The organism is Deltaproteobacteria bacterium, from assembly GCA_003194485.1.
Taxonomy (GTDB): domain Bacteria; phylum Desulfobacterota; class Dissulfuribacteria; order Dissulfuribacterales; family UBA3076; genus UBA3076.
Genome location: PQXD01000015.1, coordinates 1 through 13923, shown reverse-complemented (window position 1 = coordinate 13923; position 13923 = coordinate 1). Strand labels below are relative to the sequence as shown.

Sequence of the window (13923 nt, the reverse complement as noted above, 5' to 3'; positions counted from 1 at the left end):
AAGGAGGACTATTGCCCGGTTAAAAAGTCTTTCCAGGGCAGGTGCAGTAATAGCTGCTATGGAAGAAGCAATGAAATTAGGACACACAGGGCCTCGTATTTTGGTTGGTTGTCTGCCTTCCTCATCAGAATCGCAGGGAGTTTTTTCCTTTCCCCGATTACATGTGCCTTCTCTAATCTGTCTACCGTTGAATCCCACAATCCTCATAAGAGATTGACAATGAAGGATGACAGGGTCAATGTGCCAGAAGAATTTGAGGCCTGCGACAATACGCATCAAGTAGATGAAAATAATGGCCATGAACGGCACATTGCTTTCTCGTTTTTTTGACTTGGGATCAAGCCCCATAAACAAATCCTTAAAACCAAGATGGTCGAGGAAGTAAAAGAATTCATCGAAGAGCCCTGCCTCTCCAAGGCCATAGACTTCGGGGATATCTTGTCCGTCGGCAAGATTTTTGGCTATGCCGGCCTGATCCCTGTTGGCGGTATGCCATGTCAGGCGGTCAGCTATATTTTGCGATGCATCATTGATTAAACCCATAAAATTATAACTACCATAGACGGCGGGTGATGTCAAAGGGGAATGCAATATAACCTATTGATATTCTTGATAAAAAAGACGTCCTACATTGGCCGCTGCCGGCCTTTTGGGCCTTGGTATAGGAGGGGATATATACTAACCGTCAAGCACCCGGCTATCGCCGCCACAGGCACGTTAAATGATACGGAAATAACATTGACGGAAAATCACCGTCATGGACAAATTTTTCGTTTTGTGAAAAAAAATTAGAAAAATTGAGGAGTTGACTCAAAAAATGGTTGCTCTATGAAAGAATCTTCAGACCAATGGCAGTAATTGTATGGCAAGCAGCCTACCCGGTGCTTGCTGCCTGTATCTTATATGAAATATCCAGGGTTTCAGGTGAGGCTTGACAGGCAATTTGCGGAAGATATCCCTCACACCGTAAAAGACCCTGGCATAGATATTGGCAATCAGGGCCAAGACTATTGCGAGAATAGTATAGGGGAGGATCTCTCCGGTATTCACAAAACCGACGGGAGGCGTTACAAATAGGGACCCGAAGCCAAAGAACAGGGAAAATACACAGTAGGCTATGACAGAGGTTATGGCAGAGGGGACCAGGAGTTCATACTCCATATCTATTTCCCTGTAGAGGATTTCAGCAGCGAAAATCGCCCCTGCGAGGGGTGCATGGAATATGGAGCCGATCCCTGCGCTCATGCCTGCCATCATAAGAATGCGTCTTTCCTGCCTGCTCAGTCCCAATCGTAAAGCAATGGTAGAACCGAATCCGGCCCCTATCTGGGCAATGGGACCTTCACGGCCACCCGAACCGCCTGATCCGATGGTAATGGCTGATGATATGATTTTTATGAGGGGTACCCTGGCCCGGATAGCTGCATTCTTGAAGTGGTAGGCATCGATGGGGGCATCAGTGCCATGCCCTTCCGCCTCTGGTGCAAAGGTATATACCAGCCAACCGGAGAGAATTCCTCCAATGGTTGGGACCACGACCAGCATCCACCGTATTAAGTGCGCAGTAGGACCTGGCTCTAATACAGGATGCTCTCCTCCAGGGTATGCAGGCCTGTAACCGGCGAGGTAGTCCAGAAAAAATGTATGGGATAGATCCAGCGCCGTAAAAAATACTACCGAGCCGAGTCCTGCAATAATGCCTGTAGGCACGGCCAAAATCAGTACGCGCTCAACCCTGAACCAGGTTTTTAGATCCAGCAGAAACCGGCGCAGTATCTCAGAAGTCAGCATATCAGGTCCTCAGATATCCCGGTTCTGCCTGAGATTTTCAGCGGCCTGCTATAAACAAGGGCAAACTAATAATACTACGGGACCTCGTCTCAAGACGACCTATTACCCTATGTTTGGCATTAGTGCCCACCTGATAAGCCAGGAGCGGCTATCCGGATCTTGATCCATGCACACAATCCCGCCGTTCTGGAACTTGAACACCGGCTTATCGGCAGACCCTGTTATAAGATAGGAAGTCAGCCTCTCCATAAAGGGAAGATGACCTACCAACATGACATTATCTTCACTGTTTATTTTGCCGGCAAATGCTGACACATCGTCCAGCGGCTTCAATCCACTGCTCTCCTGGACACCATCCTCGGGCTTCAAGGAAGATGCAAAGATATCCGCAGTCTGTAGCGCCCTTTTCTTTCCACTGTGAATAATGCGAGATACGCGGACACCATATCCCTTGGCGACTTTTGCGATTTGCTCAACCTCTGAGATACCTCTCTCTGAGAGACCCTGCTCGGGGTCTTTATCTTTTGGCAGGCTTTTGCCGTGCTGAACCAGAAAAAGTGCCATGAAACCGGTCCTCCTTGCGATAACAAATGGTATCATACAGTGCTTCAGCTAATTTCAAAGTGTTTTTTGTCTTGGTTGAATAGACTACTAATGCTTTCATGCTGTCTGCTTCTTTGAAAGATAAAATTTAATGCAGAAAATTTTTAATAACAAGCCGGTCCAGTCTCAGGGCCTATTTAAACCCGTATTTTTTACATCTCATATTATCTCTATTTTGTCAAATCAGACCGAAGTTCCCGTTACCATTATCAACACGAAGCGTTATTATATTTATGGGTTCACCTAAAAAATTCCGTGGACTCGACTTTATCTTCCGTCTAAACCTGGGAACATGTTAAAAGGATGCCTGAGGGCACAAAGGCTCTTCTGGATGGAGGCCGCACCCCATGAAGTATTATTTCTTACTGTGCCATGTTTTATGCTATATTTATGAGAACTGTTGATCCGATCAGGAGGGGATCGCGGACATAGGCCTTCACGGAGCAATGGAATATGAAGGGAGCTATCATGAAGTTTCGAATACCATTTTTGATTCTATGCTGTATTTTCCTGCTTTCACTGGCCGGCTGCGCTACGGGAATCGGACACAGTCAGGGGGAAATAACAGGCGAAGTAACCACGGACAGCGCCATCTTTCAATCCCGCCTCACCGCGATCTGCAAAACTCGAGACTGCGGACTGCGTGGAACTCGGGGAGTGGCCCGTTTTGAAATTTCGACCGATCCCGAGTTCACCAGATCGTCATTCACGGAATGGATTAATGCAGAGTCTGAGAACGACTTCATGATCAAGAAGAAAGTGACCGGCCTGACCCCTGGAACGCGCTGCTACTATCGTCTCCTCTACGGACAAGACGTCAATACGATTGAGACGGGTCCCGCATGTACGTTCAGAACCCTTGATCCTGCGGACGTCGCCAGCAAGGTGAGTTTCGTAGTGGTCACAGGGATGAACTATTTCAAATTCCATATCCTCCCAGGCCCACCTAACAAGCATCTCGGATACCCCGGGCTGGAGACGATTCGGGAAATGAATCCCGACTTCTTTGTCGGCACAGGCGACAATGTCTACTATGACGCCTACCCGTTACCCCGCAAGACACAGAAAACGATGCGGCGAGAATGGCATAAGCAGTTCATTCAACCACGCTTTGTATCCCTGTTCTCACAGGTACCAACCTATTGGGAGAAAGACGATCACGACTTCCGCTATAATGATGCCGATACGACCGGCGATCTTAAACCATCAGCCGAACTGGGGATCCGGACATTTCTGGAACAGGTGCCGGTGGTAGATCCTGACGAGACCCACCCGGTTACATACCGGACGATCAGGATCAACAAGCTGCTGCAGATCTGGCTGACGGAAGGTCGGGACTATCGAAGCTCAAACATGATGGAAGATGGGCCGGAGAAAACGCTCTGGGGAGAAACACAGAAGGCATGGCTCAAGGAGACCCTTTTGGCCAGCGATGCGACTTTCAAGATTCTCATCTCACCCACGCCGATGATTGGTCCCGATGACATGACTGTTAGATGGCCTGCTCCAGGGCAAGACGATAGGTACAGAAGAGACTGCCACGCCGATCCGATGGGCTTCAAACACGAGGGCGAAGAATTCTTCGGCTGGCTTGCCGACAACGGATTTTTGGACAAAAACTTCTATATCATTTGCGGCGACAGGCACTGGAAGTATCATTCGATCCGTCCCGATGGGTTCGAAGAGTTCTCCTGCGGGGCTTTGATCGATGCAAACTCACGACTGGGAATGGCCCCAGGCGACCCGAATTCCACTGATCCTGAGGGGCTGATAGACCAGCCGTATACCGATCAAACAATTACCGGCGGATTCCTGAAAGTAACCGTCAGGCCTGGCGAAGGAGGGGCTCCTGAGACATGCGAGTTCTCATTTTACGATGAGAACGGCGTAATGCTCTACACTACTACCAGGTCTGCGAACCAGCATTGCCCGATGTCTTCTCATTCCGAATATGATATCAACTGAGACTCCCGCAGTTGGCCCTCTTATATGTTTTTCAGTTGGATGCCAAATAAGAATAATTGATCCGTATGGATGACATCTGCCAAAAATAGCAATAAACTCGGAATGAATAGTGAACGGATCCTTCTGAAACTCGGGGAATCCATCAGGAAACCAGGGGGTGTCCTGGCCCTGACCGGCCTTATGGGCACTTCCCGGGCCTGGCTGATTGCAAGACTCCTCAAGTCTGTCAATCAACCCGTACTCTGGATCACTTCCCATCAGAAAGAGGCGGAACAGGTAGTATCAGACCTTTCTTTTTTCACAGACCTTCCTGTTTTGTTGTATCCTTGCCATGACTCGCTTCCTTTTGTGCCGCTGCTCCCATCAACCGAGACAAACTCTCAGAGGATTTCGACCCTTTACCGCCTGGCCACTGAGAAAGGTCCTGCCGTGGCAGTGGCCCCGGTCCAGGCCCTTGCTGAACTCACAATTCCTCCTCAAATCCTCTTGGGCCATGTAGAGTATCTCCAGACCGGAGAGGAGGTTGACCGGGAGAAACTGCTCAAATGGCTTATTGACTCAGGTTATGAACACTGCGCCACGGTTCGGTCCAGAGGGGAGTTCAGTACAAGGGGCGGCCTGCTTGACATCTTTCCGCCTTTGACAACCCTTCCTGTAAGAGTGGATTTTTTCGGCGACTTTGTGGAAGAGATGCGCCTCTTTGATCCGCTCACCCAGCGGTCGACCGAAGATCTGGACGAACTGGTTATACTTCCGGCCAATGAGCTTGTATTTTCCCAATCCATACTTGAATCGGCCCAGGAAAAATTGGTTGAGCGGGCAACCAGGTATAATCTTCCTGCCCGGAGGATCAATGAAATCCTGCAACAACTGGAGGCCAGAAGGCTTGTAGAGGGACATGAGGCACTGCTGCCGCTTTTTTATACAAAACCCGCCTCGGTCCTGGACTATATTCCCCAACAGACCCCTATACTGATTGACAGGCCCGAAGAGGTCGAAAAGGCGCTGGAGGATCACTGGAAAGGGGCCGAGCAGGCTTACAAATCAGCCCTTAACGAGCACAGGGTCTTTTCTTCCCTGAAATCTCTATTATCTGACCCGGTGCAGCTTTCAAGGCAGATGGGTAATCATACGTGCTGGCTGTTTCAGGACATCAATTTGTACGGATCGCCATCAAATTCCTCGAGCGCCAAATTCAAAGGGCTTTCCTTCAACCTGCCGGCCCTTGACATTCAGGAACTGGAGATAAAATCGAGCAAGACAGACCTGACCTTGATACCTGAAAAAGCAAAAAGGGGGACCGATCTCCTCGGCCCGGTGATTGACCGGCTTAAAGACTGGATTGAGGCAGGAGACAGGGTTGTTCTGGTAGTGCCTGGCAGACGTCATGGCGAAAGAATGGTGGAGCTCTTTGGCTATCACGGGCTTATCGGCGATGAGGTCACTCCACCCGTAATCCAGGCACCTTTAAACAATGATCCGGAAGAGCCCGGGCTTGTGATCTGTACCGGTCAACTTTCTTCAGGGTTTGCCCTTCCCGGTGAGGCTTACCTGGTCATTACGGAAGAAGAGCTGTTAGGCGCACGGGCCAGACGGAACAGAAGGGTCGAAAGAGAGAAAACAGCCGCAGGTGATCTGACCTTTGAGGACCTGAGGCCAGGTCAACCGGTTGTGCACAGGGACCATGGCATAGGGCTCTACAAGGGCCTTGCCAGGCTGGAGGCCGGCGGAATTCCCGGGGAATTCCTTCTCCTCGAATACCGCGGCGGGGATAAACTCTATCTGCCGGTAGACCGCATGGGACTGGTGCAGAAATATATAGGAATAGAAGGTCGTGCTCTCCGGCTTGACAGGCTGGGAAGTTCAAGTTGGCAGCTTACAAAACGGAAGGTCAGAAAAAATATTTATAAAATCGCCCACGAACTGGTTGACCTCTATGCCAAAAGAAAGGTAAGCAAGGGCTTTGATTTTTCACCTCCCGATGCCATGTTCCGACAGTTTGAGGCCTCATTTTCCTATGAAGAGACCCGGGACCAGGCTGCCTCAATAGAAGAGGTGCTTTCTGACATGCAGGAGCCCAGGCCCATGGATCGCCTGCTGTGCGGAGACGTTGGCTACGGCAAGACGGAAGTCGCCATGAGGGCCGTGTTCAAGGCTGTTGAAGACGGGAAACAGGTGGCAGTACTGGTACCTACGACCATCCTGGCAGAGCAGCACGAGCGGACATTCATCCACAGGTTTCAGAGATATCCCGTTACTATAGAGGCCCTCAGCAGGCTCAAGACCAGACAGAAACAGAGAGAGATCCTTGCAGGGATCAGTGAGGGCCGGATTGACATAATCATAGGCACACACCGGTTGCTGCAGCCGGACGTGAAATTCAAGGACCTGGGGTTGCTGATCGTGGATGAGGAACACCGTTTCGGGGTTCAGCACAAGGAGCGGTTAAAAAGATTCAGGCAGACTGTTGATTGCCTTACACTCACCGCAACACCAATCCCAAGGACTCTTCAGCTCTCTCTTCTGGGAATCCGGGATCTTTCAGTAATCAATACCCCTCCCAGGAATCGCATGCCCGTCAAGACATTCGTGGCCGAGTTTGATGATTTGTTAATAAAAGAGGCCATAGAGCGGGAGATGAGCCGCGGCGGCCAGATATTTTTCGTCCATAACCGGATAAAAGGCCTGTACAGGCTGGCAGAGCATATCCGGCGCCTGGCCCCTGAAGCCAGGACAGAGGTCATCCACGGGCAAATGAATCCCTGTGAACTGGAGGAGATAATGATCCGGTTTGTAAGGGGAGAGATTGACTGCCTTATGTGCACCACCATAATAGAATCCGGTATAGATATCCCTTCGGCAAACACCACGATTATAAACCGGGCTGACATGCTTGGGCTTGCCGACTTGTATCAGCTCAGAGGCAGGGTTGGAAGGGCCGGCGAGCAGGCCTATGCCTATCTGCTCGTTCCGCGGATATCCGGAATGGGCAAAGAATCCATAAAAAGGCTCAAGGCCATTATGGAACTCTCAGTGTCCGGAGGCGGCTTCCGCCTTGCGATGCAGGATCTTCAGATACGCGGGGCCGGGAATATACTGGGAGTTTCCCAATCAGGAAATATTGCAGATGTAGGGTATGAACTCTATCTTGAATTATTGCAGAATGCTGTGGACGAACTCAAGGGGCTTCCCCAGAGAGACGAAATAGACCCGGAAGTAAACCTGGGTGTACCCGCATTTATCCCTGAAGAATATGTTCCGGATGTGGAGCAGCGTCTGCTCTTATACCGGAGAATGGCCCGGCTGAAAGACAAGGAGGAAGATGCGGATTTTTCACTGGAACTCAGGGACCGCTTCGGCCCGATACCGGGAGAAGTTGCATCCCTGCTTGAGGTGATGGAGATAAAGCGCATACTGAGACTGCTGAACGTGATACGGCTTGACAGGAGTTTTTCTAATAAGAAAGAGCGGATTTTCCTGAGTCTTGGACCTGAAGGTCCGCCTCATCCTGAAAAACTCATAGAGGCAGTACAAAAGGACCGGCGGTGGCGCCTGTTGCCGGATGGCAGATTGATTATTCTTCCTGAACCTGTTGAAGAGAACGGGGATAGTCTCGCATGCATCAGGCAGACCTTGCAAGTACTGCTAAAAATGGCTACAAAGGAGTAATTTCGCTTAAAACTTAAAACTGGAAAATAGAAATCGGAGATTTTGCCTTCATGCTCTTGTTTCATCTCTCCCAAATTTTTACTTTTCAATTTCAACATCAGGTCCTGATTTTTCGGAGTAAGCATATGAGACATATATTCCCTCTTACCCTTTTTATTGCTTTGGCTGTCCTGGCATTTGAGGCCCGCCCGGCATGCGGTGCCATAGTCGACAGGATAGCCGCGATAGTGAACGGTGACGTGATCACGCTTTCCGAGCTAGAAGGCTGGGCACAGCCCCTGATCCAGAAGTACACTAATAAAGAAATGAGCAAAGAAGAGATGGAGAGAAAGAGGCAGGAGATCCTTGCCCAGGTCCTGCCGCAACTGATAGATGATCGACTTGCAAAGGAAGAGGCCAAAAAACTGGGCATAAAGATAGGTGAACGGGAAATAGAGAGGGCCCTGGACCAGATATGTAAAGACAATCATATGACCAGAGACGAGATTTCAGCAAAACTCGCATCAGAAGGCCACACGCTCGAAGAATACAAAAAGGAGTTGGGGCAACAAATTGAGAGGGCAGAACTTATAGATGCACAGGTGCGTGCAAAAATAGTAATAACTGATGAACAGGTTAATGAATATCTAAAGGAACATTCTCTTTTAAAGGGCCATAACGAACCACTCTATATAATGCAACACATATGTACGACATTTGAAAAGGATGATCCCGGATCCAGGGAGAAGGCCGGAAGGAGGATCAAGGAGGCCTATAATGCATTGAAGGAAGGAGAGAATTTTGAAGAAGTGGCAAGGCGCTATTCCGATCTCCCGTCGGGCCAAGACGGTGGATACCTGGGTTCCTTTACCCTGGAAGAGATGGCGCCCTTTGTCAAACAGGCCGTAGCCGACCTTAAGCCCGGCGACTTCAGCAAAATAGTTTATACCCAGGTGGGTTGGCAGATCTTCAGATTGAAAGAAATAGTGCAAAACGGACAGGCCGAGCCCAGCCCGGCCCAAATAAAGGAAGTCAGAGAAAAACTTTACCGCAGACAAATAAATACCCAATTTGAAGAGTGGATTAAGGAGTTGCGCTCTAAATCGGCTATTCAGATACTTCTTTGATTTTTTCTCTGGCATTCCGAAAAGAGAATATGTTTAAGGAATCTTTAGGAGAATATCTCAGGCAGGAACGAGAACTGCGCCAGATTTCCCTGGAGGAGGTTGCAGAAGGCACCAAGATCGCGATTTACAGGTTGAGGGCCATGGAAGCAGACCGCTGGGAAGAACTGCCTGCCGAGGTCTTTAAAAAAGGCTTTATCAAGAGCTATGCTGAATTCATAGGCCTTGTCCCGGAAGATGTCATCCTTCGTTACCAGGAGATGCAGTCTGCCGATGAAAAAAGTGTTGACGAACCAACCGGACCGGCAAACAAAACATTGTTTAATTATGTAAATAAAGTTGCCCTGTTCAATAATAATAAATCAATCAGTGCTGCAGCAGCGATTTTCCTCATCCTTTTATTGCTTGTACTGGCGTTTTGGTTTTTCCGGTTCATGGAATAACGAACAATATGCCCGGTATCTTCAAGAGCCCTGCATTTGTAATTTCAGGCCGGGATATGGGAGAATCTGACCGGATTATCACCTTTTACACAATGGCTGGAGGAAAAGTGCGGGCTGTTGCCAGGGGGGCGAAAAGGAGCCGGCGCCGCTTTGTAAATGCACTCGAGCCTTTTACCATGCTCAACTTGTCTCTGGCCCTGCCACGCACCACTGGTTTGAGCAGGATTGAATCCGCCGGAATACTGGACAGTTTTCCATCTCTGAGACATAAGGTCGAGTGCTATGTCCTGGCCAGCCTGTGCTGCGAACTGGTAAATCTCTGGACAAAGGAAAACGATCCACAGGAAGACCTTTTCAAACTCCTTCGATGGTGCCTTAACTGCCTTAACGAAGGTCTCCATCCGCGAAAGACCGCGCTCTTTTTCAAGATTCTGCTCCTGACCCTGGCAGGCTATGCCCCTGGTTTTGACCTGTGCCTCCGTTGCAAAAAGCCGCCGGTGGGCAATCATGTATTTTTCAGACTCCATGCAGGAGGATTCATTTGTGGCGAATGCCTGAAATCAAGGGAAAGGAGCCATAAAATAAGCCTGGGGGCACTAAGGTCATTGAGATACATTCAGAACGGATCTCTTGACAGGCTTTACAGACTGACCATGACAGATGCGGCGTTCGAAGAGGCCTGGTCTCTCATTAAAAGTCTTCATTGCCACCATTTGGATCAGGTGCCTGCTTCTTATGCAGCCGTTGACGGCCTGAAACCTGAAATTGGAAAGTAGAAATTTGGGAGAGATGAAACAAGAGCACGAAGTCCAAATTTCCAATTTCTATTTTCTGGCTTCAATGTTCCTTAAACGTCTATTATAAATGAATGTACGCACAGGTCTTGAGGTTTTTCTGGAAGATCCGCCATCATGGGTAAGGGGAAGAAGGCTGGGGCTCCTCTGCAACCAGGCCTCGGTCGACACACTCTTGAGGCATTCCAAGGATTTGATATTCTCCACTATGTTGCCGGGCCAACTGAAGTGTCTTTTCAGCCCCCAGCACGGCCTTTACGCCGAAAAGCAGGACAACATGAAAGAGTCTCCGGATGATTTTGCCCAGACTCTTAATATCCCTGTCTTCAGTCTCTATGGAAAGGACAGAGAGCCTTCTCCCGACCAATTGTCAGGAATAGACCTTCTTGTTGTGGACCTTCAGGATATAGGCTGCCGGGTATACACGTTCATCTGGACCCTTTACCTGGCCATGAAGGCCTGCGCCAAGGCAGGTGTAGGCATAGCAGTGCTGGATCGTCCCAATCCTCTGGGAGGCGAGGTGATAGAAGGCAATCTTCTGGCCCGGGACTGCCGATCCTTTGTGGGGCTTGCCCCTCTTCCAATGCGCCATGGCATGACTATTGGCGAAATAGCCGGTTTTTTCATGGAAGAGCAGGGCCTGGACCTTGAATTTCACATTGTGAAGATGCAGGGCTGGAGCAGGGAGATGGATTTTGCCGCAACAGGTCTGCCCTGGATATGGCCTTCTCCGAACATGCCTACCCTTGATACGGCAACGGTATATCCAGGACAGGTCGTCTGGGAAGGCACAAATGTCTCGGAAGGAAGGGGGACAACCCGGCCTTTTGAGATATTCGGCGCCCCTTTTCTGGACCCAGATGCCGTGAGAAAAGAGGCAGAAAAGTGGAGTCTGCCGGGCTTTATCCTGAGAGAGCAGTCTTTCGAACCGGCCTTCCACAAGTGGTCCGGGAAACGGTGCAGAGGCTTTCAGATACACGTAACAAATAGACTTGAATACCGGCCATATATCACGACCCTTGCCGTTTTGGCCGCAGTCAAAAGGATGCATCCAAAGGATTTCGCATGGAAAGACCCTCCCTATGAATACGAGTTCGAGCGCCTTCCCGCGGATCTGATTATAGGAGACAAGAGGGTGAGAGAGGCCCTGGATGCCGGAACAGGCCCTATGGATATCCAGTCTGTCTGGGCCAAGGATTTAAAAGACTTCGAGCAAGCCCGGCCGGCCTGGCTGCTATATCCGTAACTACTCAGGTTGTCAGATTCACGGTTGGCTACTTTGTGCTCTTCAACACATAAGGATGTCGAAATGACAACCTAAAATTGACCACCTGTGCTAACCCAATTTTGACTACCCGGGAGTTGGATAAAAGCAGAACAAACTATTCGGCTTTTCCAAGGATGATCTAACTCTGTTACCATTGAGGGTACATAAGGAGGAGACGCTGAGAGGATATCTCTTTTTGATGTTTTTGACCCTTATGGTATTTACCATGTTAAGGAAAGGGCTTCAAAATAAGTACACAGTAGAAGAAGCCCTTATATGTATGAGAAATCTAAAATGCAAAGTCTTTGATAAGGAGGTCTTGGTAGGAGAGACCTCAAAACAGCAGAAAGAAATATTATCCCTCCTTAATATCATAGTGCCTAAAAAAGTGGGAATTTAGGAATTTCGGTGCAGTGATTCGCTTCAGTCTGCTGACCACTTCGTTTACCCGGTCATCATCAAGCCACGGTCTTCCTCCATCATCAAGATTGATCTTCTTGATTGCATCGCGTAATCTTCCGGTCAGCAACACGTTACGGAAGCTCTCGCGCTCCGTGAGATACGGCACATCAATATCACCCTCGATATGATCCCAGCCCATCCCCTTTAACTGCTCAATAAAGGGGATCTCCACATAAGTCTTTTCATCAGGTGATTGTGCCATGCGTCTTGTTACCCTCTTTATTACCCTTTTTAAAGGGTATTACCCTTTTTCCGCCAAACTGCCCCGGGACCCCGGCCCAGACATTCCACGAATCCTGCCTTTTGTAGATCCCTTAACACTCTTCGTACCATGTCCCGGCTAACCCCCAGGCACGCGCGTTCAAGCTCATGGAGAGTGAATGTTCCGGCAAATGCCTTAACTGCTGCCCCGACCTGCTCTGTTTTGGCTCCGCGGGGGCTTTTCAGTTGATCGACGCGATTTTCGAATTCACGATAAGCGTTTTTGAGAATGGAGAGAATGTAATTGATATAAGGCCATGGGTCATGCCTGCCTTCATGCCAGCCCTGCGAGCTTTGCTCAAGCGTTTCGTAATAACGTTCCTTGTTTTGTTCAATCAGCCGTTCCAGGCTGATATAGCGGCCGACTTCAATTCCCGAGTGGTAACAAGTCAGCAACAAAAGGAGCCGCGAGACACGACCATTGCCATCGCGGAAGGGATGGATGCACAGAAAATCGAGATTCAAGGCAGCCAGTAGGATAAAAGGGTGAGCCCATCGTTCCCGAAGCCCTCGTGACCAGAGTTCAATCATTTCGCTCATAGCTTGAGGCGTTTGATCTGCGGAAACAGTTTCAAAACGCACTCGCTGGCGACCATCGGGGTATTTCTGGATGATGTCAATGTTCTTTTCCTTATATTTGCCCGCATCCCATATTTGCCCGCGCGAAAGTTTATGAAATTTCAGGATAGTTTCCTCTGAAACGGGAATTTCCCCGGCCTTTTCATGGATGAGTCGCAAAGCGTCACGGTAGCCTCGAACCTCCTCTTCATCACGGTCCTTCAAAAGCGGCTCCCCCAAAATAAGGGTATTGATCCGGGACTGGTCAACATTTATGCCTTCAATGCGGTTCGAAGAAATAGCACTCTCAATTAAGGCATGCTCACGAAGAATCTTGAGTTTTTGAGGGGATTGATGAGTGAATAATTCCTGCTTGCCCTGCGCTTTACTTAAATCGGCCAGATACCAACTGGCAATGGTGGGAATTGTTGATGGCTCCGCAGAAAATTGTCGCAATGTCATCATAACACTTTCTTCCCGTAAGACGATTTCCACATGGTCTTTTCATCAGGTGCTTGTGACATATGTTTGCTTCTTGTTATACGAATTGAGTAAGAACGATTCCATCCTGCATTGGCAGATTATTTGACATTTTCTACTTCTGTATTTCTGGTGAATTTGTGGCTTGACAATGGAGTCCGCTTTATTCAGCCTCTCGATCGCTTTCTGTCTTTTAGATTTTTTTGCCATTTTACTTAACTAAATCAGGCTTTTTTCTTTCAGGATTGTTTCGTAATCCTTCAATGACAGCAGACAGTCTATAAGATTCTTGAAGTCCCTTTTTGTAAGCTTTAATTGACTTCTGATTTTATCTGACACTCTTCCGGGAATGCTTCCTCTGCCATGTGAGTAATGAACCCTCAATATCTTCCTTCCTTCAAAATTAAACCACTACCTGCTGAAAGCAGGTAGATTTCTTATACGACTGAAAGTCTAACATGGTTCAATCTTTAGTCATTAGCAATAGTGAAGGCCTCTTTAGGGCTCGCCTTTTCTTGGCTTGCAAT

Annotated in this window: 10 protein-coding genes and 1 pseudogene; 6 read left to right on the top strand and 5 right to left on the bottom strand. The window is 48.8% G+C overall.

Features of this window, described 5'->3' with window-relative positions:
* The 3 genes from C4B57_08785 to sixA all read right to left on the bottom strand — a co-directional run.
* A partial coding sequence (locus C4B57_08785; protein ID PXF53787.1) for a hypothetical protein occupies positions 1 to 543 on the bottom strand: 543 nt, incomplete at its 3' end.
* Between the two features lie 297 nt (positions 544 to 840).
* Positions 841 to 1791: a hypothetical protein gene (locus tag C4B57_08780; protein ID PXF53786.1), complete on the bottom strand. Its 951-nt coding sequence runs from the start codon at positions 1789 to 1791 to the stop codon at positions 841 to 843.
* Between the two features lie 102 nt (positions 1792 to 1893).
* Positions 1894 to 2355: a phosphohistidine phosphatase SixA gene (gene sixA, locus C4B57_08775; GenBank protein PXF53785.1), complete on the bottom strand. Its 462-nt coding sequence runs from the start codon at positions 2353 to 2355 to the stop codon at positions 1894 to 1896.
* Positions 2356 to 2862: 507 nt separating this feature from the next.
* Here sixA and C4B57_08770 point away from each other — a divergent pair.
* The 6 genes from C4B57_08770 (at position 2863) to C4B57_08745 (ending at position 11614) form a co-directional block, all read left to right on the top strand.
* On the top strand, positions 2863 to 4359 hold the full coding sequence (locus tag C4B57_08770; GenBank protein PXF53821.1) for an alkaline phosphatase: 1497 nt from the start codon (positions 2863 to 2865) through the stop codon (positions 4357 to 4359).
* 69 nt (positions 4360 to 4428) lie between these two features.
* Positions 4429 to 8028 (top strand): transcription-repair coupling factor, encoded by a 3600-nt coding sequence (mfd, locus tag C4B57_08765; protein ID PXF53784.1) that lies wholly within the window; start codon positions 4429 to 4431, stop codon positions 8026 to 8028.
* Positions 8029 to 8078: 50 nt separating this feature from the next.
* Entirely contained in the window at positions 8079 to 9134 is a 1056-nt protein-coding gene (locus C4B57_08760) for a hypothetical protein (protein ID PXF53783.1), read from the top strand.
* Positions 9131 to 9574, top strand: coding sequence for a hypothetical protein (locus C4B57_08755; GenBank protein PXF53782.1), 444 nt, complete (start codon positions 9131 to 9133; stop codon positions 9572 to 9574). The genes C4B57_08760 and C4B57_08755 overlap by 4 nt, the downstream gene beginning before the upstream one ends.
* An 8-nt stretch (positions 9575 to 9582) precedes the next feature.
* Positions 9583 to 10350 carry a DNA repair protein RecO gene (recO, locus tag C4B57_08750; GenBank protein ID PXF53781.1) on the top strand — a complete coding sequence of 256 codons (768 nt, stop codon included), beginning with the start codon at positions 9583 to 9585 and terminating at the stop codon, positions 10348 to 10350.
* An 88-nt stretch (positions 10351 to 10438) separates the two neighbouring features.
* Positions 10439 to 11614: a DUF1343 domain-containing protein gene (locus tag C4B57_08745; GenBank protein ID PXF53780.1), complete on the top strand. Its 1176-nt coding sequence runs from the start codon at positions 10439 to 10441 to the stop codon at positions 11612 to 11614.
* A gap of 466 nt (positions 11615 to 12080) precedes the next feature.
* Here C4B57_08745 and C4B57_08740 read toward each other — a convergent pair.
* Together C4B57_08740 and C4B57_08735 are read right to left on the bottom strand one after the other, a co-directional pair.
* A pseudogene (locus tag C4B57_08740) lies at positions 12081 to 12299 on the bottom strand (hypothetical protein).
* Positions 12300 to 12328: 29 nt separating this feature from the next.
* Positions 12329 to 13381, bottom strand: a complete 1053-nt coding sequence (locus C4B57_08735; GenBank protein ID PXF53779.1) for a Fic family protein — start codon at positions 13379 to 13381, stop codon at positions 12329 to 12331.
* Positions 13382 to 13923: the final 542 nt, after the last annotated feature.